The sequence below is a fragment of the Bradyrhizobium australiense genome (assembly GCF_013114825.1).
Taxonomy (GTDB): domain Bacteria; phylum Pseudomonadota; class Alphaproteobacteria; order Rhizobiales; family Xanthobacteraceae; genus Bradyrhizobium; species Bradyrhizobium australiense.
Genome location: NZ_JAAVLX010000005.1, coordinates 283,731 through 308,653 on the forward strand (window position 1 = coordinate 283,731; position 24,923 = coordinate 308,653).

The following is a 24,923-nucleotide window of genomic DNA, read 5'->3' on the forward strand; positions in this document are numbered from 1 at the left end:
AAGCTTCGGCCGGACATAGGCTGACGAGATTGGAGAATAGAATGAGCGAAACGCAGCTGCGAGAGCAGGCCGCCCATTGGTGGCGGACCTCCATATGCGACATTGCGCCCGGGCGGATCGCCTACCGCGGATACACGATCGAGGAATTGATTGATCAGATTTCCTTCCCCGCAATGATCTGGTTGATGCTGCGCGGCGAGCTACCCACACCGGCGCAGGAGCGGCTGTTGCAGGCTGCACTGGTTGCATCAGTGGATCATGGCCCGCATGCACCTTCTATCGCCATCGCGCAGATGGCTGTCAGTTGTGGGCTGCCGCTCAATAGCGCGATGGCTTCCGCGATCAACACGCTCGGCGACGTGCATGGCGGAGCGGGTGAGCAGGCGATCGAGCTCTACGACGAGGTCCTGCGACGGAGCGAGACCAAGGATATGGATGAGGCTGCCGCCGAGGCAAGCGATCATTTCACCGCCACGCGAAGCAAATATCTGCCCGGCTTCGGTCACCGGTTTCATCCCGTCGACCCGCGCGCTGACCCGCTGCTCGCACTAGTCGATGCCGCGGTCAGTGATGCTGCCGTCAGCGGTCGCTACGCCAGCGCTGCGCGCGCGATCGAGCGCGTCATGCGCGAGCGCAAAGGCAAGCTCATCCCTATGAACGTAGATGGAGCCACTGCAGTCATCTACGCGGAGCTGGGCTTTGCTCCACCCCTAGCCCGCGGCATCTTCTGCTTGTCACGCGCGGTAGGCATCCTGGCGCATGCATGGGAGCAGACCGGACGCAAGGACCGCAACAAAGGGCCAATGCCCAAGCAGTTCGCCTACAAATATCAGGGGCAGCCAAAGCGCAGCCTGAGGAAGCGCCATGATGTACGTTGAGGGACTGCCGCAGCTCATCCAAACGCGCGTCTTTTCGGCCATGCCCGCCAAATTTCGCCGGCCCGGAGTCCGCTCCGATTGGACGGAGTGTCAACCGTGGAGGAAAGCCCGGTGTGCGGTCGCAAACCCCGCCAAGTCGCGGGCCACTGGTCACCAACATCCGTAACACCCGCGCACTGGCGCATCTGGCTCAAGGCGGGAGAACCGCTGCTTAGTGTCCGCTACAGCTTCAACGGGTGATCGCGGCACGGATTTCAAGTTGATTTACTTGCTGCCATTGCCTGCCCTAAGCCATCTCCTTAGTCTCTATCAGACTGGCAGAAGCTGACGATTTCGCTTCCGTGCGTTAAGCTGGCAAGTGTGCGCCCCGCTCTCCGATATCCTCACGATTGGCAAGTCTCTGCGACTCGCAAGAAGTTCATCAGTAGCACCTGCCCTTGTTGGGTAAGTATCGATTCCGGGTGGAACTGTACGCCATAGGTCGGGTGAGAGCGATGTGCGAGGGCCATGATCTCGCCTTCATCCGAACGCGCTGTCACCGTTAGTTGCGGTGCGCATGACTCGTCGAGCTCAACAACAAGAGAATGGTAGCGGCCAACGCAAAGTGGGGACGCGAGTTCCTTGAACAGTCCGCGGCCGTCATGGGTGACGTACGAGGACCTGCCGTGCATCGGACGACGGGCACGCGCGACGCGTCCGCCGAACACTCTCCCAATACACTGGTGTCCGAGGCAGATGCCGAGAATTGGGACGCGACCTGACAGTTCGCGGATGACGGCGGTCGAGATTCCGGCCTGAAGTGGTGTGCAGGGACCAGGGGAGAGCACCACGGCGATCGGCTTGAGGCCGGCAAGGTCGCTGACGCTGACCGCGTCGTTCCGGATCACTGCCGTTGCTGCACCGAGCTGGCGGAAATAGCGGGCAATGTTGAAGACAAAGGAGTCGTAGTTGTCGATAATGACAATCAAAGTGCACCGGATGTGTCAGCACGAAACGCGTCAAATATGCGCTGCGCCTTCGCGAGCGTCTCCTCGTATTCGGCCTCTGGATCTGACATCGCCGTGATCCCGCTCCCTGCATGAAACAGAGCCAAATCATCGTCGATTGTGACAGTGCGGATGGCGATATTCGTATCCATGTGCCCGTTAAAGCCGATAAAGCCGATCGCCCCGCAATAGACCTCTCGCGCCACTCGCTCGATCTCTGCAATGATTTCCATCGATCGCACCTTGGGCGCGCCGGTGATGGAGCCGCCGGGAAAGCAAGCTCGCAGTAAGCTGACGGCATCTTCATCTCCGGCAAGTTCACCCGTCACGGTCGACACGAGGTGGTGCACTGAGGCACAGGATTCCAGGGCACACAGCTCTGGAACCTCGACCGACTGCGGCGTGCATACGCGTGACAGATCGTTGCGCAGGAGGTCGACGATCATCGTGTTCTCGGCACGGTCCTTTTCGGAGGCGAGGAGGAGTTCAGCGCGGCGCCGGTCGTCCTTCGAATCAGCGGAGCGCGCGATCGTGCCCTTGATCGGCCGCGTTTCGACATGCGGTCCATCAAGCTTGAGAAATCGTTCTGGCGAGCTCGAGGCAATGGTCAGCTTGCCGTGGCGCAGCAGGGCTGCAAAGGGGGCCGGATTGAATGACCGCAACTGGCAATAGAAAGCCAGCGGATCGAATGAGCTCGAAAGGCGGGTGCTGAAGCGCTGCGCAATGTTTGCTTGGAAGATGTCGCCAGCCAGAATCAAGTCAATGACGCGCTGCACCGCCGCAATGTAGCTCTCACGGCTGAAGTTAGAATGCCATGCGCCAGCTGTGCCGGGCAAGTCATTCCGCGGCGCCCTTGGGCGATCGAGCAGCGCTGCAAACTCATCGGCTCGACGACTCGCACGCTCGCGCCGTCGTGCGGGATCCTGCTCCGGCCATCCGGTCGAGACGATCCAGCATCTGTCGTCACGGTGGTCGAAGCTGATGACCACATCATAGAAATGCAGGATGGATTGCGGCAACCTCTGACCGGAGATTGCCGGCGCAGGCAGTCGCTCCAGTGTCCTGTTCAGATCATAAGCAAAGAAGCCGGCCGCACCGCCCTGGAACGGCGGCAGATCGGGACGATGCTCTTCTGGGTACCTCGCGAGCAGGGTGCGAAGAGCTCGCCACGGATCGCCCGCGAGAGCCTCTGTGTTGCAACTCGCCTGTCCGTCCGTGACCGTATAGATGCTGAATGGGTCGCAGCTCAGATAGGAATAGCGCCCAAGCAGCTCATGCGTTGCCGCGCTGTCGAGAAACGTCAGGTGCGGTCGATGCGCGAGACAGCGCATCGCGGTGACAGGTTCAATCCACTGCAGTTCGCGGACGTGCATCGCCTTGTCAGTCACCGACAACGGGCGTGCTGGTGAGACGCGCTCCGATTGCGAATCCCACCTCGTCTGGCACCCACAAGCTTTTGAGACCGATTGCCAGATTAACCCCCGCTAGTTGACCCGAAGCGCTCACTAACTTCGCTTATCGCTGCCGTCGAGGCGAACCGCACATCGACTGGATACATTGTAGTCGGCTGCGAACCGTAGCTCCCGAAGGGGGCGTACCCGCCTGATCGATTCCTGGTATAGATCATGCGCTTTGTACGCTGCCAGCTCCGTCTCGTTGTCGAACTCACCATACACCACCACGTCGATCTCGTTGCCGAGCTGGTCGGTCTTGCAATTGCGCGCAATCTCGAGCCGACGTGCATGCGGGATTGTGGTGAGAACCGATAGGCCTTCGATGATTTGCTCGATATGGGCCTGATCCTTGGCGCTGAACAAGACAATGTGACGAATCATGGGCGGCCTTAAGGAGTGATGTCGCAAGGAGGTCGATTAACTATCTTGGGATCGAGCCCGCTGCAACGGGGGCGCAGCCGCAAGCCGCATCGCGCGGCAAAAAGGTCGGAGGTTTGGTGCTCTTGCGCTTTGCCCCGGGGTTTGCAACCGACCTCGCCAGATCTCGTTCGCGGTCATGACGAGGAAAGGGCAAGGCGCTCAATGGTTTGAATGTGGCGCGCGAGCAGACTACAGGCTTGATCGACGTTGCGCGCCCGCAGGGCTTGCAAAATCAGGCGGTGATCCTGGTTGGACCGCGGTCGCCAGCCGCTACTGCGCGCCATCGCGAACACGAGTCGTGAATTTGCAAGCTGTAGTCCGTCAAGGCTCGCGAGCAGGCGCGGCATCGCGCAGGGCGCTACCAGCGCGTGGTGAAAAGCGCGGTTGGCCATTTCAAACTCCTGAATGGTCTGGGCGGTGTCTCCTTCAATCAGGGCGAGCTCGATCCGTGCCAAATGGCTAGAGGTGAGCTTTGGCGCCGCATTGCGCAACGCGACCACTTCGAGCGCGGCGCGCATCTCGGCGATCTCCTTCACGGAATTGATATTAAGTGGGGCAACTCGCACGCCGCGACGGGGCACGGCGACGACAAGATGTTGGGCCTGAAGTTGCCGAAAGGCCTCGCGCACCGGGACGTGGCTGGAATTGAATTCTCGCGCGATATGGTCCTGCCGGAGTGGGGCGTCCGGCTGCAGCTCGCCGCTGATGATGCGCTCGCCGATTGCCTCTGCAATGCGCCCCGCTGTCGTCGTATTCTCGTCGTCAGTCATTATAGATTATCTATCATAAACGGTTGCGCTCGGGAAGCAGGCGAGTGCCCGGCCATGCGCATGGCCAGGCGTCAAAATCTAAGAGGTGCCCTCATTTTGCGGCATTTCTCCAAACTTTGGCTGATTTCGCGGTCTTTAAGCGCCAATACACCTTACACCGTTGCGTTGAACGCTAATTGGGGCGCCTGCACGCAGCTCCGAGAGTTCTTGAAGGTCATCTCCTGAACGTCCAAGTATCGTTGCCGTGAGCAGTTGTTATAGATTATAGCTTCCATTATCTACGGTAATCGCTGATGGGAAAGCAAATCTTAATGGTTGGTGGAGTGGGAGCGCAACGGAACGAAAACGGCAAGAACGCACCGGTTCGCAGTAACTGGGAGCGCGCCGAGGCCGAAGCACTTTATGGCCTGCCGTTTGCCGACCTGATGTTTCGGGCGCAGAGCGTTCATCGCGAGAACTTCGATCCAAATCACGTCGAAACCGCAAGCCTGCTCAGCATCAAGACCGGCGGCTGTCCCGAAGACTGCGGCTACTGCGCCCAGAGCGCGTATTATGACACCGGCCTGAAAGCCAGCCGCCTCAAGGCTCGCGCCGATGTGGTCGCCACCGCCCAGCGCGCCAAGGAGGCCGGCGCGAGCCGCTTCTGCATGGCCGCCGCCTGGCGCAGTCCAAAAGACCGTGATCTCGATCAGGTCTGCGAGATGGTTAGCGCGGTCAAGGCTCTAGGCATGGAGACCTGCGTCACGCTTGGCATGCTGACGTTGAGGCAGGCCGCGCGGCTCGCTGAGGCCGGGCTCGACTTCTACAATCACAACGTCGACACCTCGCCGGAGTTCTACGGCAGAGTCATCACCACTCGCACCTTGCAAGACCGCATCGACACACTGGCGCAGGTGCGCAAGGCTGGCATCAAGGTGTGCAGCGGCGGCATCATCGGCATGGGCGAACGTGTCGAGGACCGACTCGGCATGCTTGTGCTGCTCGCCAATCTCCAAAAGCATCCGGAAAGCGTGCCGATCAACCTCTGGAACGAGGTCAAGGGCGTACCGGTCTACGCCACCGCCGAGCGCCCCGATCCGATCACGCACGTGCGCCTCGTGGCGACGGCCCGGATCATGATGCCCAAGAGCGTGGTGCGGTTGTCCGCCGGACGGCAGTACATGACCGATGAACTGCAGGCGCTGTGTTTTTTGGCCGGCGCGAATTCAATCTTCATCGGCGATGTGCTGTTGACCACCGAAAACCCGAAAGCCGACCGGGATGCCAATTTGCTGAACCGGCTCGGTATCACGTCCGGGCTTGCCTGAGTAAAGCAGACCAGCGGCGAGCCCCCGCGGAATTTCAGTCTAGGTGAACAATGCAGATTACTTTGATGAAGGGTAAAATCCATGGCGCGTCGGTAACCGAAGCCGATCTACACTATGACGGCTCGATATCGATCGATCGTACGCTGCTGGATGCGGCGGGATTTTTGATAAACGAACGCGTTGAAATCTATAATATCGAAACCGGAGCGCGCTTTGCTACCTATGTGATCGAGGCGCCCAAGGGCTCTGGCACGATAAGCCTCAACGGTGCGGCCGCTCGAATCGCGATGCCCGGAGAGAAAATCATCATCGTTGCATATGCCTCCTTCGATGAGGCGGAAGCGAAAATCTTCAGACCGCGCGTTGTTGTGGTTGATCAAGAAAATCGCATCTTACCAGGTTGAAAACATGAAGGCCGATGGATGAAGCCTTGTTCTTGGCTGCCAATGGAATTTCTGCGCGTAAATGCGACGTGGGAGTGAAGGATGAGCTCGACCCATGCGGCCAAAATGAGAAATTTTGCCACGGCCCTGCATGCCTTAAAAGAAGACGACCGGCTGCGCTGCCTCAAGCCGCGCACTGGCGTCGACTTTTCTTCGAACGATTATCTTGCGCTGGCGAGCGCGCCTCGTATGAAAATGGCCGTCGTGACCGCGCTCGAAGCCGGCACCCCAGTTGGAGCCGGCGGCTCGCGGCTCCTGCGCGGCAATTGCGAGGAACACGAAAGTCTCGAAGCAGAAGCAGCTCAGTTCTTTGGGGCGAAAACCGCGCTTTTCTTTAGCGGCGGTTACATTGCAAATTTTGCCGTCCTGACAACGCTGCCGCAGCGGGGCGATCTGCTCGTTCTCGATTCTCTTGTGCACGCGAGTATTCATGAAGGCGCGCGCGCTGGCCGGGCGGAGTTTCGGATAAGCGATCATAACGACGCCCAGTCGGTCGAAGACAAAATTCGTGACTGGCGGGTCAAGGGCGGAAAGGGCCGGGTCTGGATCGTGGCCGAAAGTCTCTACAGCATGGATGGCGATTTCGCACCACTTAAAGATCTGGTCGCGATCGCGGACCGATACGACGCTTTCCTGATCGTGGATGAGGCCCATGCCACAGGCGTCTACGGCAGGCAGGGACGGGGGCTCACCGCGCCCTACGAGGGGAGCGAAAATCTCCTGGTCGTTCATACCTGCGGCAAGGCGCTGGGCGCTGCTGGTGCGCTCGTCACTTGCACACGCGTGCTGCGCGACTTCTTGGTCAATCGTTGTCGCCCGTTTATCTTCGCCACCGCCCCCCCACCGTTGGTGGCTGTCGCCGTGCGGGAAGCACTCTCAATTCTGCAGGAGGAGCCTGAGCGTCAGCAGCGTCTGGCCAAGCTGGTCGCCTTCACTCATCGGAAGATTCGTTTGCGCGGTCTGCGCAGTCCTTCGGACTCGCAGATCGTGCCCTACATCATTGGCGACAACGCCCATACAATGCGGCTCGCCTCTGCACTGCAGGCGCGCGGCTTCGACATACGTGGAATCCGGCCGCCAACCGTGCCGGCGGGAACGGCACGATTAAGAATTTCAATCACGCTTAACGTTCGCGAAGATGATGTATCCGACATGCTTGATGCGTTGGTCGAAGAGACGTTGGGTGGTTCGCGATGACTCAGCGGATCGTTGTGACAGGCACAGATACCGGAATTGGGAAATCGGTCTTTTCCGCAGGGCTCGCCAATCTCCTCGGCGCGAACTATTGGAAACCGATTCAGGCCGGCCTTGAAGGAGAGACCGATAGCGAGCTCGTGGCGCGGCTGGGCAGTCTCTCACCCGATCGCATCGTGCCGGAGCTTTACCGGCTTCGAACGCCCGCTTCGCCCCATTACTCAGCCGAAATCGACGGAGTTCGCATCGACACAGATGCGATCGATGTGCCGGACAGCGGAGAGCGTCCGCTCGTGATCGAGGGCGCCGGCGGGTTAATGGTCCCGCTGAGTGGCGGCACACTTTTTGTCGACGTCTTCGAACGCTGGCGGCTTCCCGTCGTGCTTTGCGCAAGCACGCGAATTGGCACCATCAATCACGCGCTGCTGTCGATAGAAGCTCTGCGAAAGCGCCAGATCCGCATTCTCGGAATTGCATTCATTGGCGAACGAAATGTTGAGCCTGAGATGGCAATTTGCGAAATCGGACGCGTGCGTTGGTTGGGGCGATTGCCTTGGCTTTCTCCTCTCACTCCAAACGCGCTGCAGGCGGTCTTCAAAGACTCGTTTGTCCCTTGGGACTTCAAGCCATGATCAAGACGAAGTCGCCGATCTGGCATCCGTTCACGCAGCACGCGCTTCAGGATGAGATGATCAAGATCGTGCGTGGTGACGGCGCTTATCTCCACACCGCGGACGGTCGCCGTATCATAGATGCAATCTCATCTTGGTGGGTCGTGACCCATGGTCATTGCCATCCACATATCGTGCGCGCGATTCAGAAGCAGGCGGGCAAGCTCAACCAGATGATCTTCGCCGGCTACACCCATGATCCAGCTGAAGAGGTCGCTGCGCTACTTTTGAAACTCGCGCCTCATGGCCTCGACCATGTCTTCTTTTCTGACAGTGGCTCAGCCAGTGTGGAAGTAGCTCTAAAAATGGCACTCGGCTATTGGCATAACATCGGCAAGCAGCGAATACGCATTGTCGTGATGCAACATTCCTATCACGGCGACACGGTTGGGGCGATGTCGGTAGGTGCTAGAAGCGTGTTCAACGCGGCGTACGGGCCCCTTCTATTCGAGGTTACCTCAATCCCGTTCCCCGCGAGAGGTCGCGAGCAGGTGACGCTCGATGCGCTCGAGTCCGTTTGTCGAAACGAAATTCCGGCCGCTTTTATTGTGGAGCCTCTGATATTGGGTGCGGGCGGAATGCTGATGTACCCAGCCTGGGTGCTAAAAGAGATGAAGCGAATCTGCGAAGCATCCGAGGTTCTGTTCATAGCCGATGAGGTCATGACGGGCTGGGGCCGTACCGGAACCTTATTCGCCTGCGAGCAGGCCAATGTGACGCCCGATATTGCCTGCTATTCGAAGGGGCTCACGGGAGGAGCGCTTCCGCTCGCGGTAACACTCTGCCGCGCGGATATTTTTGACGCTCATTATTCGAAGGACCGTACACGTACGTTTTTTCATTCGAGTTCATATACCGCCAATCCAGTTGCCTGCGCCGCCGCAAAGGCCAACCTGGATCTCTGGCAAAGTCAGGAATCTCGCCAGCTCGTGGCGTCGGTTGCCGCCATGCAAGAGCGGGCCGTTGAGCCATTTCGCGCCGACCCACGCTTTGCAAACGTCCGTCGGGCGGGCACCATCACAGCACTCGATCTGCAAACGAGCGATGCCGGCTATCTCGCTAGCACCGGACCGAAGCTTCAGGCCTTCTTTAAAGACCGAAATCTGTTGCTGCGCCCGCTCGGCAATACGATCTATGTGATGCCGCCATACTGCGTCACAGCGACAGATCTTGACCAAATCTATGCCGCCATCAGGGATTCTGCTGATGCGCTGGCTTGAGGTTGCGCTTGGTGCGTGTAGGTACTAAGAGCTTTTAACCGTTTCGGCGCTTGGCCGATCGTTATCTAGCTGAATATCAATCTACAACAAGCTTTAGAACCGATCTGAGAGAGTGTGGCTGATACACCAGATACCAAACGCACCTGTAGATGGCGTGAATTCTGCTAGTGTTGCTGGTAGCGCTCCCACAGGGTGTACGGCAGTGCGATCCAAAGACGCGCCGCATGAGGAAAGCACGGCTGAGAAGTTTTATTTGATGGTACGCGATGATCAAACGTCTCCGCACGTTCTTAGAAGGAACGCGAACACCTCGGCTCGCCAAGGCAGCCGCAAAATCTACATCTTACCCAGCCCACAGTGACCATGCATTTCGAGCAGCAGGACGTAAATATCGGATTGCCGCCCTTTGACAGCGCAAAAGCATGAGGTGGCAGATCACGAGAGCGGGCGAGCGCTGCCACACGCCCCCTCAGCTCGGGTAGTTGAAATCCGTCGAAGGAAGTCGTTCGATCGCAGGATCTCACCGCCGACGCCCGGCTCATTGCATTAATCAAGACGAATATATTCGTTACAAATTGGAAATCTCAGCGAAGCACTCCGATTGAACCGTCGCTTCACGAAGGAGGCCCACATCAGCGTCAGACTCTTGCGCCCAGTGCCCGTACGCTACCGGGAGACCTGGCATTGCCGACGCGGCATTTCACGTGCGGGCGTGGTGCTGAGGCGAAGAAAGTGCAGGGGCTATCCACCTAACTCCGACAGGAGGCGAAATGCGCAAAACCTCCCATATTTCCTACCACGGTCCAGTGAGGTGCTGTGCGATATGCGGCGGAAAGTTCGGGCTGATCCGCTACTACTGCTGGCGAACGGCCCTTTGTTCCATGAAATGCGTCGACCGCTTCAAGGCACGGCGGGAGGCCGACCACAAATGGCTTCGCTGGTTGCGAGCGGCTTAATAGGTGGCACCGAGACGCCGCGGGAGACGGGCTCGAGGCAGAAGCGCATTAGCGGAGTTGAAAAAGTTGTCATTAGAATTCGGTGTGACGCGTTAAAGAGTAGCATGGAAGTATCGAGTGACAGAGATGTCAGCAACAATCATCGACTTTACGGCTTACAGGATGAACAAGCGTGCTGCGGCTGACCTGTCGCGCGACGAAATTTGGTTGACCGCGCCGTATCCAGCGGTCGCATCCTTCTATTTCTTCTGGCCGTTTCTGGCCTGGATTCCGCTTGGTTTGCTGGATCCGTCAGTCTCGGAACAGGAGCCTTCGTGAGCAGTCTTCGGACGCGGCGCAGGGAACTAGCGACCGGGATGGATGCGCGACTGTTAATGTTTGTGCGTAGGTCACCAATTTTGGAGACGAGATCGTTCTTCCCACCATTCACAGTTTTCTCTCGACTTCCATAGGAAGCACTGACTGCAGGGATATGGGGCAAGCGATCGATCAAGATCTAAAATGAGTCACAGTTAAGAGCAGCCTCCTTGAACATGTCGCGATTGCAATGCTGCAGCGGTGGACAGTGGAGGGACGTCGTGTCGCCTGGGCCACCGCGTACGACAATACCATCGTCGAAGTATCCTGGTCGGAGATAGCGTTGGCAACATCGGTCTGGGATTCGGCAACACAGCGCCTGTCAGCATGGCCTAGAGAATTATCACTTAGATGCGGCTGCCGCCCAGACAGGCAGACCCATTCCTTGCTTCTGGCGGAACGCCGGAGGACCATCTCGGTCTCACCCCCGGAGCGTTAATGTCATGCGTAGATCCGAGGTGCAGGAAATGAAAGCCGGCCCAACGACTGAGTGTGCTAAGATATACGTAGACTTGCACTGAATAGGTGTTCTCGTGGATGAGCAGTTTTTAAAGGACCGGGCCCAGATCATTCGCGATCTAGCGGACAAGGCAGACCCATTCACTAGAAAAAGGCTGCTGGACCTAGCGGAACGGTATGACAGACGTATGAGACCGATGGCCTCAGATGACAAAGCGCGGCGAAACTAATTGGTCGTGGAACTGTTCCGACCGATCTGGCGGCTCACCATTGATTGCACGTGGCCGATTTCGTGGTCGACATACATGAGCAACGCTCTGGAGTCCGCCTGAAGAGACCCGACCGCACCTTTTCTTGCTGAGTCGCTCGCCTGAAAGACGCGGAAGCGGCTTATTATATTACGAGGACGTCAATCGCCGGTCTTGCGGAGGCGTCCTCTTCTCGAAATTAGGATGGGTGACCGTGCGCCGGCATTTATCAACAACTGTTCGCCGAGGCTAATGACCCTGTATCTGCGCGAGAACCTACTCGCACCATGCGTTTTTGCGTTCAAAGCCCATTAAATCCTGCAAATCGATCTCTTGCCGGATACAGAAAAAAGGCCGCGCGAACGGTACGCGCGGCCAAGTCAGGGAGGAAACGCCCCAAGGGGCCGCTGAAGGAGCATCGAGATGAGCAGATCGATCACTCACCGAGAACTCCAAGCTTGTGAGAGCATCAGTGTTACGAGATGCTTTTTTATTCATCTCTAGTCCCGCGAAGTGATCGAATACTTGAGTTCTTGCGCGGTTTGGCGGTAATTTTTGTGCATGTCTCGCATCTTTTGTGCAAAGATGATCAACTGGACGCAGCGTGCAGCTCAACGTATCGGTCGGTCTACTGCGATAAGCCCGGATACCTAGGGAGGTCACCGGTTCCCTTCTTTGTTCAGGCGGGATGTCGTTTCGGCGACACTCATCACGAGTTTCGGTGATCTATTACAAGCCTGTACGTGAGGTGCACTGCGAGTTCAGAATCGTGAGCAGCTACAGGCCTATGGGAAGTCAATGTAGCGCATCGATGGCTCGTCGGCATCGGCCGGACCGAGCTGGTCCGAGGCTGACAGGCAAGCCGCAAGCACTGCCGATGTCTGCTCCATGGCCTGCAAATGGCGAAGCGTCACGCGGATATGGCGCGGGCAAAATGGTCGTTTCGGAGTGCGACGGTGGACGGTTCAAGTCCGCAGACGACAGGATGGATGACATGCCGCTCGAAGGCCACGAGATCGGGGTTGCCCGTAACTTTCAAGCAAGTGCCTGGAAGCTGATTCGGCAGTCATGCCTGGATGGGCGTTTTTTGGCCTAGTTGGCCGCGGAACGGATGCAGGGGATAGAGGTGCGCGCAGGTGGGCAACCCTCGGGCACTGGCTATGTCACCGCTAGCGTACGGCGATGCGACAGTAGTTTCGGCAAGATATGGGTGTGACTCGCGATACAGCACATAAGCGCGTGCAGAGTTGGGGCGGGCGCCTACCGAGTTTCCCGGCGTGCTCAACACCGCGGAAATGTGCGTGCCTGCCGAGCGGATGCCGGGCGTGCCGCTGCTCGCCAACATGACCGCCTTCGGCAAGACGCCGTTTCTTTGCGATGGCAGAATTCGAGGTAACTATTCAACGGTGATCTGGCCGGTGTCTGCGCTGCGGGTGGCGAACAAGGGGCAGGAAGATCTGTAAGCTGCGATCGCGCGACCGCCGCACCCACAAGATTGTCGATCGAATCCAGGCGCGCGCCCAACTTTATGCGACGATCGGACCGCACGATGACGAGGCGCTAGACGCTTGCGTTCTCCAGACAATCGCTCCCGAGAAACCGCACAGGTGATTATCGAGAGGTTGACGGAACGGTCCTCTTGCAGGTAATCGGAGGTGTCGAGGTTCTCCGGATCAATCCGGAGCCAAAAGGGAAGCCGGTGCGATGCCGGCGCTGCCCCCGCAACTGTAAGCGGCGAGCCACTGTCCAACAGAAGTCACTGAAGCCACGCGGCTTCGGGAAGGCCGGACAGCGGGCGACGACCCGCGAGCCAGGAGACCTGGCCCGACAATATATTCGTCCACGGGCGGGGTGTCCCGGTGGTGCGCCAAGCAGTTGCCGCTTCGGCGGCTTTTTCTGCACGCGTCCGCCATGGCCTTTGCTCCCAACATGGGGTTGAAGCTATGTCTCTTCTCTCGATTCCTGTCGCTACACTCGGCACGCCGCGCATCGGTCCGCGCCGCGAACTGAAACTAGCGCTCGAGAGCTATTGGGCCGGAAAGTCTGACGAAACGCAGCTTCTTGAGACTGCGGCTGCGCTTCGCGCCGCTAACTGGTCGCGGCAGAAATCGCTCGGCGTAACCGTTATTCCTTCAAACGACTTCTCGCTTTATGACCATGTGCTCGATACCAGCGTGATGGTCGGTGCCATTCCGGAAATTTACGGTTGGAGTGCAGGCCCTGTTTCGCTCAAGACCTACTTTGCGATGGCACGGGGCGCACAGCGCGATGACCATGAGGCGAATTGCGGTCACGCCGAGCACGGCGCGGCAGCGCAGCAGATGACCAAATGGTTCGACACCAATTATCACTACATGGTGCCGGAATTTCACAAGGACCAAACCTTCACGCTTTCCTCTCGCAAGCCGATCGAGGAGTATGAAGAAGCGAAAAGCCAGGGTTATCAGACGCGCCCGGTGCTGGTTGGTCCAGTCACCTTTCTCAAGCTCGGCAAGAGCGCCGATTCTGCATTCGATCCGCTATTGCTCCTCAATAGGCTGCTGCCGGTCTATGTAGATGTTCTCCGCGAACTCACGTTAAGGGGTGCCGAGTGGGTGCAACTGGACGAGCCATGTTTGGTCCTGGACCTCGATGATGCCACACGCGACGGGCTGCGCCGGACCTACACTCATCTGGCCGAGAAGGTTCCCGACCTCAAGATCATGCTCGCTACCTATTTTGGAACGATCGGCGACAACCTGGAAACCGCTTTGACGTTGCCGGTCGCGGGCCTTCACATCGACCTGGTCCGCGCCCCGGAGCAGTTGAGCGCGATTGTCGCCGACGCTCGAAGCGATCTTGTCATCTCCCTCGGCATCGTCGATGGCCGCAATGTCTGGCGTTCGAACCTTCCAGCGGTGCTCGATCGGCTCGAACTTGCCATCGCAAAGCTCGGCAAGGACCGCGTGCAGATTGCACCCTCATGCTCGCTGCTTCATGTCCCGATCGACCTCGAACTCGAGACGGCTCTTGATCCCGATGTGAAAAGCTGGCTTGCTTTCTCCGTCCAGAAGATCGGAGAACTCGCAACGCTGGGGCGCGTCCTGGCTAAAGGATGGAAGGAAGCGGCGGATGTACTTGAGGCCTCGGAAGGCGCTGCTGTCGCGCGCGAAACGTCACCCAACGTTCACAATGCGAACGTCGCCAAGCGAATGGCTGCAATCGATGACAGCATGCGGCGTCGCCACAGTCCTTTCGCCCGGCGCGCCGAAGTTCAGCGCGCGCGGTTCGGATTGCCGACATTTCCCACGACGACGATCGGATCGTTCCCACAGACGGTGGAGGTTCGCAACGCCCGCGCAGCCCATGCGCGGGGAACGATGAGCGACGCACAATACGAGCAGTTTCTCAAGGAGGAGACGGCGCGCGCGGTGCGCTGGCAGGAAGACATTGGTCTCGACGTTCTCGTGCATGGCGAGTTCGAGCGCAATGACATGGTGCAGTATTTCGGTGAGCGGCTGTCCGGCTTCGCATTCACCAAACATGGTTGGGTTCAGTCCTACGGCTCGCGTTATGTTCGGCCGCCCATCCTGTTTGGCGATGTCTCCCGGCCGAAACCCATGGCGATGGAGTGGTGGCGCTTCGCGCAATCGCTCACCAAGAAGCCACTGAAGGCGATGCTGACAGGACCGGTGACGATCCTGAACTGGTCGTTCGTCCGTGATGATATTCCACGGAGCGAAGCATGCCATCAGATCGCGCTCGCGATACGTGACGAGGTGATCGATCTGGAGAAGTCCGGCGCGATGATGATCCAGATTGACGAGGCTGCGCTCCGAGAAGGATTGCCGCTGCGCAAGTCACAATGGAAGACCTACCTCGGCTGGGCAGTAGACAGCTTCCGCATCTGCTCGTCTGGCGTGGCCGACGAGACCCAGATCCACACCCATATGTGTTATTCCGAGTTCAACGACATCATCGATGCGATCGCGGCAATGGATGCCGACGTCATCTCGATCGAGACGTCGCGATCAAAAATGCAACTGCTTGATGCCTTCAAGAGCTACAGATATCCAAACGAGATCGGGCCCGGCGTTTACGACATCCATTCGCCGCGCGTGCCGGACGCAGCCGAGATGAAAAACCTCATTGCGCTGGCGCGGCAGCGACTTTCCGATGCGCAGCTCTGGATCAATCCCGATTGCGGCTTGAAAACGCGCCGATGGGAGGAGATGCGTCCCGCGCTCATCAATATGGTCGCGGCTGCCCGTGAATTGCGGATGGCGTCCTGATCCCGAGGCGGTCGCCGATCTCCGATCTCTTTTTTTCACAGGGAGTCCCGATGCGTTTCTGAATCAAATGCACCCGCTTTGGAAAGGAGGAGCCCTGTTGCGTGAATTTCTCGCTTGTCAGGGCGATGTGGCGTGACGGCGAGAAAACGATCCTGGAGTTCGTCGGAAGCAACGTCCAAACGATCGAGGTGGACGAGGCGCCGGGACGAAATCTCTCGTCCGTCTCAATGGGGTTATTGAGTCGATTGTTGCAGATTTCGGGAACCGGAACCGGCGAAGTGTCGGTCGGTTTGCGAACGGGCGATGCGCATCCGGACCATTGGCATGCTCTCGCCTAGTAGCGTGAGATCAGGCCGGAGAACGGTTTTTGCTCCCTCGTCTCGCGAGCGAACCGTCGTCGTTCGCCTGATACAGGGTGATCTGTTCGCGCTAGAACATCGCTGCGCCTATCACGGCTCAACGCGGCGGAGCTGGCGCACTAAAGCTAATCCTAATTCCGCAAATCACTTGAGGCGAGCAGGTCTGTCGAGTTTAATGATCTGATACGCCGTTAATTAGGTGATTCGGAGAGAAGAACATGCCCCAAGGCAAGGTGAAGATGTTTAAGGACGATAAGGGTTTCGGCTTTATAGCGCCTGATACCGGCGGTGAAGACCTATTCTTCCACGTGAGCAGCTTGTTGCCCGGTGTAACGCCCAAGCAAGGAGACCGCGTCAGCTATGAAATTGGTGTAGACCGCAGGAGCGGACGTAGTCGAGCCGAAAAGGTCGTGATCGGTTGATCATAGAGACTTGGGCTGATTCATTCCCGGCCGCCATACGAAGGCTTTCTTATCATCGCGCGCGTTCCAAAGCGCCTCTAGCTTCTCCCACTCCATGAACCCGCAATCCCGGTCGCCCCGCAATCACGCCTTTTCATCAGGACCGAGCAAGTCATTATTTTTTCGGAAAGGCATTAGCGGTTACCTCGCAAGGAAAGTGGCGAGGTCTCGGCAGGCGGTGCAACATCCAGCTCCTGCTCGTGGACCAAGCGGGCGGAGACGGCGATCGCGTTCAATTGCGATGTCCCATCGGCTGCGCTCCCGCTACCTCAAGCCGGTCGCATGCAACATCCAATCGGGAACGCCATGCATCTCGCGAAAACTTTTGGTTCGGCGACATCTATAGCCTGCGCATTGTTTTGGCCTCACGACCGGCATCACTTGATCTTTGTCAACACGCCGGAACGCTTCAGGTTGGAGCGACTGCTTATTCACATCGGCCAACCTGACTCGACTTGGCTTCGCGATATGAGGCCGATCAGATATCGATGTTGCGCAGGCGCTGGCGGTTGCGCAGCACGATCTGGCGGGCACCGGAAAAGCCCAGCACGCCTTCGTCGCTAAATTGCGACAGGGCACGTGACACCGTTTCCAGCGTAAGCCCGAGATAATCGCCGATGTCGCGGCGGCACATCGGGAGCGCCATCGTGCCGGCCACCGTAAGGCGGCGATCCATCTCCAGGAGGAAGTTGGCGACTCGTTCGATCGCGCTTTTGCGACCAAGCAGCAGGATGTGCTCCTCGGCGCGCTTGAGGTCATCAGCCGTTATGGTCCAGAGCTTGTGGGCGACCCGGACGTCGGTGCCGGCCGCCTGTTCGAGGCTGCGGCGCTTCACCAGGCGCACGGTGCTGTCGATGATGGCTTCGGCGGCCAGGCGGTGCTTGGTGCCGGACTCCAGCCCGAACACGTCGCCAGGCAAATGGAACGCGCCGATCTGACGACGTCCGTCGGACAGCAGCTTGTAGGTGCGCACCGCGCCGCGAACGACCTGGTAAACATACTCCGCCGCCTCGTCCTCACCGTAGATTTCCTCGTCCTTGCTGTAGGTGAACTCCGTGGCGATCAGGCCAGCATGGCCTGTGAGGCCGAAAAGCGGTTCGACAGGCCCAAAGGCGCCGGGAGCGGCTCGGTTGACGTTGAGGGACGGGGCGATCGATCGGGTGAGCATGAGCCATCTCCTGTGCAGCGGATGGCGAATTGGTAAGTGGAACGAAACGGCTGGGAAATTTCGTTCCATGCCTTAAGGGCAATGCCTTAAGTAGAATCCCGGAGCTGTGCCGGTTTTCAGGACGCCGAGGGCAGCTCCGTGTTGATCGCGTCCCAGATATGGGAGGAAAGGCTGTCCTCGACATGCGGCTTGACCAACACATGGCGAATACCGGCAACTGCTGCTTTAGCCGGAATGGACGCGTCGGGGTGACCGGTGATCAGGATGATCGGCGTATCGATATCGCGCCGGCGCAAGAGACTGGCAAGGTCGATGCCGCTCATGCCCGGCATCTTGTAGTCGATCACGAAGCAGTCGGCGCCGCTCATAGTCATGGCGTTCAGGAGCGCCTCGCCGCTGCGGAAAGTGCGTACACAAAAACCGTCGGCTTCCAGGAGAAAGCGCAGCGATCCGAGCACGTCGGTGTCATCATCGACGACGTAGACAAGGGGCGTTCTGTTAAGTGAGGGCACCACAGGTTTATGCGGCTTTCTGATCAGCGATGCGGTCGATCAGAGCATCCATAAGATCGTCCTGCGGGGCCGACTTGATCCAGCTCAATCTTTAAGCGCCTCGGCTCTCATGGCGAGGCGGACGAGTTCCGAAAGATTCGAAGCCTGCATCTTGGTCATCACGTTGGCTCGGTAGACCTCGATGGTGCGCGGGCTGATATTGTAGTCGCGTGCGATCATCTTATTGGACAGGCCAGCCACCAATCCCTCCATCACCTGCCGCTCGCGCGGGCTCAGCGAGGCGACCCGCGCGGCGATGTCCTGCGTCATTGCCTCGTCGCGGGCGCCGGCTTCAGCCTGCCGGAGCGCGGCGTCGATCATCGCAACCAGGCGGTCATCCTCGAACGGCTTCTCCAGGAAATCGACCGCACCGAGTTTCATCGCCTCGACGGCGAGGGGGACATCGCCATGGCCGGTCATGATGATGACGGCCAAGGAGGCGCGGCTCACCTTCAGGCGCTTTAGCAACTCGACGCCATCGATGCCGGGCATACGGACATCCGAGACCACACAGCCGAATTCGATGCTGGAAAGGTGATCGAGGAATTTCTGCGCCGTCTCGAACAGACTGACCTCAAAATCCGCGGAATCGAGCAAGAAGTGCAGCGAGTCACGCATCGCCTCATCATCGTCGATGACGTAGACATTTCCTCTAGTTGCCATCTGTCAAACTCTCGTTGGGTGCAGCCGGCAGGGTGAAGCGAAACGTCGCGCCGAATGCGTGATTGGATTCGGCCCACATCCTGCCGCCATGGGCCTCGATGATGGAGCGGCTGATCGACAGCCCGACCCCCATGCCGGTTTCTTTGGTCGTAAAGAAGGTCTGGAACAGGTGCTTCTCCACATTTTCGGGGAATCCGTGACCGGTGTCGAACACCGAGACTTCTGTCATATCCTCGTCGATCGGCCGGTTAGAGACGATGAGCTCGCGCCGTGCGGACTGGGCCATGGCTTCCAGCGCGTTACGAAACAGGTTGACCAGCACCTGCTGGATCTGAACGCGGTCGACCAGGACATGGTCATGCTGCGGGTCCAAGTTGAAGCGGATCCGCACGTCCTGTTCGCGCGCACCGGCCAGGCCAAGCGCGCCGGCTTCTTCAATCATCTTCGAAAGGCTCTCGATGCGCCTTTCGGATTCGCCGCGGGCGACGAAATCGCGCAGCCGCCGGATGATCTGCCCGGCGCGGATCGCCTGTTCCGCCGCGCGATCCATCGCGTTCTCGATTCTTGCGCGGTTCGGATCGGGGCTCGTGGCAAGCAGCCGGCGCGAGCCCTTCACGTAGTTGCTGATGGCAGCAAGCGGCTGGTTAAGCTCATGTGCCAATGCAGAACCCATCTCTCCCATCGCGCTCAGCCGTGACATGTGGACGAGCTCCGACTGCAATTCCTGCAGCCGCGCCTGGGTCTGCTGATGCTCGGTGAGGTCACGGACGAAGCCGGTAAAATAGGGCATGCCGCCGGATTGCATCTCGCCGATCGACAGGTGCATCGGGAAGGTGGTACCGTCCTTTCGCTGACCAGTGACGATGCGGCCGATGCCGATGATGTGCCGTTCGCCGGTGGCGACGTATCGCGCCATATAGCCGTCATGGCGTGAACGGTCGGGCTCGGGCATCAGGATGCTGACATTCTGCCCGATTACCTCGTTCTGGAGGTAGCCGAACTGGCGTTCCGCCGCGCTCGAGAAGAACTGCATGATGCCGCGGCTGTTGATGACGATCATCGCGTCCGGGATGGTCTCCAGTATCAATTGCAGGTGCCGTTCGCGCGTGCGCAGGTCCTCCTCGAGCCGCTTCTCCTCGTCGAGGTCGAGCACGACGCCGGAAAGGTGGGACGGAATGCCATCCTTGTCCCTGATGACGCTGCCGCGGGCGCGGACCCAATGGGTGCCGCCGTCCTCGGGTCTTAATCGGTAGGAGAGGTCAAACGAGGCACCGGTCTCGAGGGAACGGGAGATCGCCTGCTCGGTTCGCTCGCGGTCCTCAGGCTCGAGCAGCGAAAGGAACAGATCGTAGCTGACCGCAGCGGCATTGGAAACGCCGAAGAGTTTTCGCGCGGTATTCGACCAGAACAACTCCCTGGTCGACAGATCGATATCCCAGCCGCCTATGCCAGCGCCGTCGGCACCCAGCCGAAAGCGCTGATCGTGGCTGCCGTCGTCACACGGGAAGGGCCCTATGCCGCTCAATTGTTCTTTTCCAATTCCGGAGCGTGGATTCGGTTGAGATTTTCCCGATTATGGGCCGAATGCCCGGCCTCACTCAAGGGCGAGAAAATGTGTACGATCGCGCTGATTTCATCCGTTTGACCTCGCTCAATGTGCGCGGCCGCCCCGCGTGCTTGAAGTGGCGCCGTCGACAGCGAGGATTTCGCCTTGTACAAGTTTCTCGAGCAGACGGTTGCCAAATACATGACGCGCGAGCCTAGGACGGTTGCGTGCGATATGACGATGTGTGAACTCGGCGATCTCTTCGAGAAGCAAGATTTCAACGCCTATCCGGTCATGGACGAATCGCAAGTGGTCGGCGTCATCTCGAAGTTTGACTACCTGTCCTGCTTCGTTTTCACGCCGGCGCGCATCATCCCGCGCTACCGCGACCTGATGCAGCGGGCCGCTGTTGATCTGATGACAGCGGAATTCATTTATGTCGCTCCCGAAACTAGGCTGACCCGCGTGCTGGAGCTGATGGTCAACCACCGACTCCGCAGCATGCCAGTGCTCGACAACGAGCAGCGGCTTGCCGGCATTATTTCGCGGAAGGACGTGATGCGGGCGCTGCAGGATTGTGCCGCGGCGGACGCTGACCGAGTCTGATCGCAGCAGTGCCGCGTATGACCGGCAGTCGCTTGAGGTCAATGAGTTGAGCAGCGTTCGGATCGGGCGCGCCATCCTCCGAACTATCCCGGCGGCGAATGTGGGCCATTCGGATTGTCGTCTTGAACTGCGACGTGTGGTGGAGCATTGGTTCGTTTACGGGTCTATAGCGGCGTTCCCTCTCCGGGGGCCAGGAGTTCAGTCGATTCCGAGCAACGCAGCCAAACGTTAGCGCACTCCGGTGAGCACGAATCGGGTGCTCGCCAGGCATGCTTGATCGGTCGTTTCTCCCAAGAGGTGCTGCGCTGTCGATCATCCAGTACAACACCAGGGTGACTGGAGCCACCGGTAGCATGGCCTCGAAAGGATAGTCGCGCACTGGCTGGTGACTCCAACACGAAATCCGAGATTGGATTGATCCGGACATTCCAAACCAACACAAGTTCCACAATTCGGATTGGTGAGGTGGAAGGGCACCTCCGATTTCCTTGCTCCTCGCGGACCCGGCAGGGCGGCGACCCGATCAGACCGTCGATCGAGGCATATTCGCCGGGAGCGAACGCTCATCCTCGAATGAATCGGACTTCGTGGGGGCCGGCGGAGTGAGGAATCATAGTGCAACACCAGCCGGCTCCTTGACGGCGAACGAGTTGGCCGAGCGCGTTTGCCAACGATCACATGGCCCGTGCCCTCACCGCCTTCGGGGTGACCCGGCTGTTGCCCAGGCTCCAGCCGGATGTTGCGAAAACTGCGATGGGAGGGAGGATCAAGGATCGGCTTCAGGGAGGGTTTCTTCGTGGCGATCTTGCTCTGTTCAACAGGCAGCTTAAGTGGGATCTTTAGTGGGAGCTGGCTAGCTGCGGGCTTGGTCAGGCCTTGATAATGATGCTGACCAGCGGCACGAGCAGGCTGACCGTCCGTTCAAGGGATGGTGCAGCAGGCCCGAGACCCGCGATAGCGGGGCGCCTCGATCTGGAGCGCGACAAGGGAGGTGCCGTGGATCTCAGGCAAGCTCGAGCTCGCGCCCTTAACGACCTCCGCGGGGCGCGGAACGACGCAGCTTCAGGGCTCCGGCGATTGATCTGCATCAACAACATCTCATCCCTACGGACGCTACACTGCATCGACCCGCAGGGAAACGCGCCCATGAGGCGCCTGCAGACTGCAATCGGAGGGACGTGTGAAAATTTCGGTTTTGGGGGAAGGAATGCATTGTCGATCGTGTCACGATTGCACGGCGAGGGGCTTTGCCATCTGCGCAGCGCTCGACGAGACCGAATTGCGCGAATTGGCGCAGCTGTCGCGGCATGTTCGTTTCGAATCAGGCGCCACCGTGTTCGCACAGGCAAACATAGCAACGTCGTTCTTCAGCGTGCATGCGGGTACCCTGCGCCTCTACAAGCTGTTGCCGGACAGTCGGCGGCAGATCGTCGGTTTTGCATTGCCAGGCGATTTCCTCGGGCTCCCCGGCTTGCCGCACCACGAATTCTCCGCTGACGCGGTCGGCCGTGTCACGCTGTGTCAGTTCCCCAAGGAGTCATTTGCGACATTCGCCGAGAAACGGCCGCAGTTGCTGCGCCGCATGGTCGAATTGGCGGGCCACGAGCTGGCCCGGGCACAGGAACATATGGTCTTGCTCGGACGGCGCTCCGCCGAAGAGAAGATAGCGAGCTTCCTGATCGGCTGGCGCGACCGACTGAGTGGAATTGGACGTGGCGGAGAAATTCTGCCGCTGCCGATGAAAAGGCTGGACATCGCGGATCATCTGGGACTCACCATCGAGACGGTGAGCCGTACCTTCTCGAAGCTCGAACGCGATGGTGTGATCCAAATCTTTGCGAGTGGCGTCGTCCTGTTGGATACCCCGCGCGCCGAAGCGTTGTCTGCGGGCGTAAGTTGAAGCGCGTCGCGTAGGGTTCTTTTGTCCTGGTTTGATCAAGGTCAAAGACGTCTCTGTTGAAACGGCGATATATTCGCATCAGCTTCAATGGAGGTCGTCATGCCCGCCGATGCGCTCTTGGTTTCAGCAGCCGTCATCTCGGTCTTCATGATTTTCGCCGCTGCTCTTGCTTGGGCCAGTGTCCAATCACCAAGGTCGCATCAGGCAACACCGGGAGCGCGCAAGCGTCGTCCATTCTGATTCCGTCAGGCAGCTGCTGGAGCTGGTGCAAAACGCTCGCCGGTCGCAGGGGTAGCTGATCGGGTTGATCTCAATCAAGGACAACACAGCGAGACCCGGGCTGACGGGGCAGGCATCCATGCAAAGAGAATCACACATGCAGCAATCTCAATGCACGAAATGGATGACCCACGGCGAAGCCGGGCTGATGCTATTCTTCTCGATGGCAGCCTTCGTCTGCGCGTTCGCAGCCGCCAAGGCGCTGGACGCGCCGTTCGCGTTTCATGCTTCGCTCACTGCAGTGGCAAGCGGCGTCGCCTCCTTCGCCATCATGAATCGGTATCTCGACCGCCCCGCGTCGCTGCCGCCGGAGGAGATCAACGGGAAGCCGAACTATAATGTCGGTCCGATCAAGTTTGCTTCCTTCATGGCGATGTTCTGGGGCATCGCCGGGTTCGCCGTCGGGCTCTTGATCGCATCCCAGCTGGCCTGGCCGGCGCTGAACCTCGATCTACCGTGGACCAGCTTCGGCCGGCTCCGGCCGCTGCACACCTCGGCGGTGATCTTCGCCTTCGGCGGCAACGTGCTGATCGCGACCTCGTTCTATGTGGTGCAGCGGACCTGCCGGACGCGGCTCGTGGGCGATCTCGCGCCATGGTTCGTCGTGCTCGGCTACAATTTCTTCATTTTGATCGCGGGCACCGGCTATCTACTTGGCGTAACGCAATCCAAGGAATATGCCGAGCCCGAATGGTACGCCGATCTGTGGCTGACGATCGTCTGGGTCGTCTATCTCGTCGTGTTCGTGATGACGCTGGTGAAGCGCAAGGAACCGCACATCTTCGTCGCCAACTGGTTTTATCTCGCCTTCATCGTCACCATCGCCGTGCTACATCTCGGCAATAACCCGGCGCTGCCGGTCTCGGTGTTCGGCTCGAAGTCCTACATCGCCTGGGGCGGCGTGCAGGATGCGATGTTCCAGTGGTGGTACGGGCATAACGCAGTCGGCTTCTTCCTGACGGCCGGCTTCCTCGCCATCATGTACTACTTCATCCCGAAACGCGCCGAGCGGCCGGTCTATTCCTATCGACTGTCGATCATTCACTTCTGGGCCCTGATCTTTCTCTACATCTGGGCCGGCCCGCACCATCTGCACTACACGGCGCTGCCGGATTGGGCGCAGACGCTCGGCATGACCTTCTCGATCATGCTGTGGATGCCGTCCTGGGGCGGCATGATCAACGGCCTGATGACGCTGTCCGGCGCCTGGGACAAGCTCCGTACGGATCCCGTGCTGCGCATGCTGGTGGTGTCGGTCGCCTTCTACGGCATGTCGACCTTCGAAGGGCCAATGATGTCGATTAAGGTCGTGAACTCGCTCAGCCACTATACCGACTGGACCATCGGCCATGTGCATTCCGGCGCGCTGGGCTGGGTCGGCTTCGTTTCCTTTGGCGCGCTGTACTGCCTGATTCCCTGGCTATGGGATCGCAAGGGTCTCTACAGCTTGAAGTTGGTCAACTGGCACTTCTGGACCGCCAGCATCGGCATCGTGCTCTACATCTCCGCGATGTGGGTCTCCGGAATTCTGCAGGGCCTGATGTGGCGCGCCTACACCTCGCTCGGCTTTCTCGAATATTCTTTCCTCGAGACGGTTGAAGCGATGCACCCGTTCTACGTTATCCGTGCCGCCGGCGGCGCGCTGTTCCTGATTGGCGCGCTGATCATGGCCTATAATCTATGGATGACGGTGCGGGCAAGCGAGGCGGATATCGGCACAGAGCTGGCGTTGCAGGCGGCGGAATAAGGAGCGATC

Annotated in this window: 22 protein-coding genes and 1 riboswitch; of the genes, 14 read left to right on the forward strand and 8 right to left on the reverse strand. The window is 59.0% G+C overall.

Features of this window, described 5'->3' with window-relative positions; translation table 11 throughout:
* The first annotated feature begins 41 nt into the window (after window positions 1-41).
* Window positions 42-878: a citryl-CoA lyase gene (locus tag HCN58_RS17530; protein ID WP_171580647.1), complete on the forward strand. Its 837-nt coding sequence runs from the start codon at window positions 42-44 to the stop codon at window positions 876-878.
* 383 nt (window positions 879-1,261) lie between these two features.
* Here HCN58_RS17530 and HCN58_RS17535 read toward each other — a convergent pair whose 3' ends face one another.
* From HCN58_RS17535 to HCN58_RS17550, 4 genes are all read right to left on the reverse strand, one after another.
* The gene (locus HCN58_RS17535; protein WP_171580648.1) at window positions 1,262-1,846 is read right to left on the reverse strand and encodes an anthranilate synthase component II; all 585 of its coding nucleotides are present in this window, start codon (window positions 1,844-1,846) and stop codon (window positions 1,262-1,264) included.
* Window positions 1,843-3,237 carry an aminodeoxychorismate synthase component I gene (gene pabB, locus HCN58_RS17540; RefSeq protein ID WP_171580839.1) on the reverse strand — a complete coding sequence of 465 codons (1,395 nt, stop codon included), beginning with the start codon at window positions 3,235-3,237 and terminating at the stop codon, window positions 1,843-1,845. Before pabB ends, HCN58_RS17535 begins: the two co-directional genes overlap by 4 nt.
* A 132-nt stretch (window positions 3,238-3,369) precedes the next feature.
* Window positions 3,370-3,699 (reverse strand): Dabb family protein, encoded by a 330-nt coding sequence (locus HCN58_RS17545; RefSeq protein WP_171580649.1) that lies wholly within the window; start codon window positions 3,697-3,699, stop codon window positions 3,370-3,372.
* A gap of 173 nt (window positions 3,700-3,872) precedes the next feature.
* A complete protein-coding gene (locus HCN58_RS17550; RefSeq protein ID WP_171580650.1) occupies window positions 3,873-4,508 on the reverse strand; it encodes a GntR family transcriptional regulator in 636 nt (211 codons plus the stop codon).
* 311 nt (window positions 4,509-4,819) lie between these two features.
* Here HCN58_RS17550 and bioB point away from each other — a divergent pair, with 311 nt between their 5' ends.
* From bioB to HCN58_RS17600, 10 genes are all read left to right on the forward strand, one after another.
* Window positions 4,820-5,815, forward strand: coding sequence for a biotin synthase BioB (gene bioB / locus HCN58_RS17555; RefSeq protein WP_171580840.1), 996 nt, complete (start codon window positions 4,820-4,822; stop codon window positions 5,813-5,815).
* 50 nt (window positions 5,816-5,865) lie between these two features.
* A complete protein-coding gene (panD, locus tag HCN58_RS17560; protein WP_171580651.1) occupies window positions 5,866-6,219 on the forward strand; it encodes an aspartate 1-decarboxylase in 354 nt (117 codons plus the stop codon).
* Between the two features lie 81 nt (window positions 6,220-6,300).
* Window positions 6,301-7,455: an 8-amino-7-oxononanoate synthase gene (locus tag HCN58_RS17565; protein WP_171580652.1), complete on the forward strand. Its 1,155-nt coding sequence runs from the start codon at window positions 6,301-6,303 to the stop codon at window positions 7,453-7,455.
* Window positions 7,452-8,084, forward strand: a complete 633-nt coding sequence (gene bioD, locus HCN58_RS17570; RefSeq protein WP_171580653.1) for a dethiobiotin synthase — start codon at window positions 7,452-7,454, stop codon at window positions 8,082-8,084. The genes HCN58_RS17565 and bioD overlap by 4 nt, the downstream gene beginning before the upstream one ends.
* Window positions 8,081-9,343: an adenosylmethionine--8-amino-7-oxononanoate transaminase gene (locus tag HCN58_RS17575; RefSeq protein ID WP_171580654.1), complete on the forward strand. Its 1,263-nt coding sequence runs from the start codon at window positions 8,081-8,083 to the stop codon at window positions 9,341-9,343. Before bioD ends, HCN58_RS17575 begins: the two co-directional genes overlap by 4 nt.
* Window positions 9,344-10,416: 1,073 nt before the next feature.
* Window positions 10,417-10,617, forward strand: coding sequence for a hypothetical protein (locus HCN58_RS17580; protein ID WP_171580655.1), 201 nt, complete (start codon window positions 10,417-10,419; stop codon window positions 10,615-10,617).
* Window positions 10,618-12,640: 2,023 nt separating this feature from the next.
* Entirely contained in the window at window positions 12,641-12,826 is a 186-nt protein-coding gene (locus HCN58_RS17585) for a hypothetical protein (protein ID WP_171580656.1), read from the forward strand.
* 181 nt (window positions 12,827-13,007) lie between these two features.
* Window positions 13,008-13,204, forward strand: a riboswitch (cobalamin riboswitch).
* A 102-nt stretch (window positions 13,205-13,306) separates the two neighbouring features.
* Window positions 13,307-15,634: a 5-methyltetrahydropteroyltriglutamate--homocysteine S-methyltransferase gene (gene metE / locus HCN58_RS17590; protein WP_171580657.1), complete on the forward strand. Its 2,328-nt coding sequence runs from the start codon at window positions 13,307-13,309 to the stop codon at window positions 15,632-15,634.
* Window positions 15,635-15,735: 101 nt separating this feature from the next.
* Complete coding sequence (locus tag HCN58_RS17595) at window positions 15,736-15,972, forward strand: hypothetical protein (RefSeq protein ID WP_171580658.1); 237 nt, start codon at window positions 15,736-15,738, stop codon at window positions 15,970-15,972.
* 239 nt (window positions 15,973-16,211) lie between these two features.
* Entirely contained in the window at window positions 16,212-16,415 is a 204-nt protein-coding gene (locus HCN58_RS17600) for a cold-shock protein (RefSeq protein WP_028348719.1), read from the forward strand.
* Between the two features lie 517 nt (window positions 16,416-16,932).
* On the opposite strand, the gene HCN58_RS17605 is transcribed toward HCN58_RS17600, so the two are convergent.
* The 4 genes from HCN58_RS17605 to fixL form a co-directional block, all read right to left on the reverse strand.
* On the reverse strand, window positions 16,933-17,622 hold the full coding sequence (locus HCN58_RS17605) for a helix-turn-helix domain-containing protein (protein WP_171580841.1): 690 nt from the start codon (window positions 17,620-17,622) through the stop codon (window positions 16,933-16,935).
* A gap of 116 nt (window positions 17,623-17,738) precedes the next feature.
* Complete coding sequence (locus tag HCN58_RS17610; protein WP_171580659.1) at window positions 17,739-18,134, reverse strand: response regulator; 396 nt, start codon at window positions 18,132-18,134, stop codon at window positions 17,739-17,741.
* A gap of 84 nt (window positions 18,135-18,218) precedes the next feature.
* Window positions 18,219-18,836 (reverse strand): response regulator FixJ, encoded by a 618-nt coding sequence (gene fixJ, locus HCN58_RS17615; RefSeq protein ID WP_171580660.1) that lies wholly within the window; start codon window positions 18,834-18,836, stop codon window positions 18,219-18,221.
* On the reverse strand, window positions 18,826-20,361 hold the full coding sequence (gene fixL / locus HCN58_RS17620) for a sensor protein FixL (protein WP_171580661.1): 1,536 nt from the start codon (window positions 20,359-20,361) through the stop codon (window positions 18,826-18,828). The genes fixJ and fixL overlap by 11 nt, the downstream gene beginning before the upstream one ends.
* Window positions 20,362-20,547: 186 nt before the next feature.
* Between fixL and HCN58_RS17625 the strand changes: the two genes are divergently transcribed.
* The 3 genes from HCN58_RS17625 to ccoN all read left to right on the forward strand — a co-directional run bounded on the left by HCN58_RS17625 (window position 20,548) and on the right by ccoN (window position 24,914).
* Complete coding sequence (locus tag HCN58_RS17625) at window positions 20,548-20,988, forward strand: CBS domain-containing protein (protein ID WP_171580662.1); 441 nt, start codon at window positions 20,548-20,550, stop codon at window positions 20,986-20,988.
* A gap of 1,180 nt (window positions 20,989-22,168) precedes the next feature.
* On the forward strand, window positions 22,169-22,888 hold the full coding sequence (locus HCN58_RS17630; protein WP_376701183.1) for a cyclic nucleotide-binding domain-containing protein: 720 nt from the start codon (window positions 22,169-22,171) through the stop codon (window positions 22,886-22,888).
* Window positions 22,889-23,291: 403 nt separating this feature from the next.
* Entirely contained in the window at window positions 23,292-24,914 is a 1,623-nt protein-coding gene (gene ccoN / locus HCN58_RS17635; protein WP_376701192.1) for a cytochrome-c oxidase, cbb3-type subunit I, read from the forward strand.
* Window positions 24,915-24,923: the final 9 nt, after the last annotated feature.

Coding starts and splice junctions, on each gene's coding strand:
- HCN58_RS17530 (WP_171580647.1), top strand. CDS start 42: ATGAGCGAAACGCAGCTGCGAGAGCAGGCCGCCCATTGGTGGCGGACC.
- pabB (WP_171580839.1), bottom strand. CDS start 3,237: ATGCACGTCCGCGAACTGCAGTGGATTGAACCTGTCACCGCGATGCGC.
- HCN58_RS17545 (WP_171580649.1), bottom strand. CDS start 3,699: ATGATTCGTCACATTGTCTTGTTCAGCGCCAAGGATCAGGCCCATATC.
- HCN58_RS17550 (WP_171580650.1), bottom strand. CDS start 4,508: ATGACTGACGACGAGAATACGACGACAGCGGGGCGCATTGCAGAGGCA.
- bioB (WP_171580840.1), top strand. CDS start 4,820: ATGGTTGGTGGAGTGGGAGCGCAACGGAACGAAAACGGCAAGAACGCA.
- panD (WP_171580651.1), top strand. CDS start 5,866: ATGCAGATTACTTTGATGAAGGGTAAAATCCATGGCGCGTCGGTAACC.
- HCN58_RS17565 (WP_171580652.1), top strand. CDS start 6,301: ATGAGCTCGACCCATGCGGCCAAAATGAGAAATTTTGCCACGGCCCTG.
- bioD (WP_171580653.1), top strand. CDS start 7,452: ATGACTCAGCGGATCGTTGTGACAGGCACAGATACCGGAATTGGGAAA.
- HCN58_RS17575 (WP_171580654.1), top strand. CDS start 8,081: ATGATCAAGACGAAGTCGCCGATCTGGCATCCGTTCACGCAGCACGCG.
- metE (WP_171580657.1), top strand. CDS start 13,307: ATGTCTCTTCTCTCGATTCCTGTCGCTACACTCGGCACGCCGCGCATC.
- HCN58_RS17600 (WP_028348719.1), top strand. CDS start 16,212: ATGCCCCAAGGCAAGGTGAAGATGTTTAAGGACGATAAGGGTTTCGGC.
- HCN58_RS17605 (WP_171580841.1), bottom strand. CDS start 17,622: ATGCTCACCCGATCGATCGCCCCGTCCCTCAACGTCAACCGAGCCGCT.
- fixJ (WP_171580660.1), bottom strand. CDS start 18,836: ATGGCAACTAGAGGAAATGTCTACGTCATCGACGATGATGAGGCGATG.
- ccoN (WP_376701192.1), top strand. CDS start 23,292: ATGACCCACGGCGAAGCCGGGCTGATGCTATTCTTCTCGATGGCAGCC.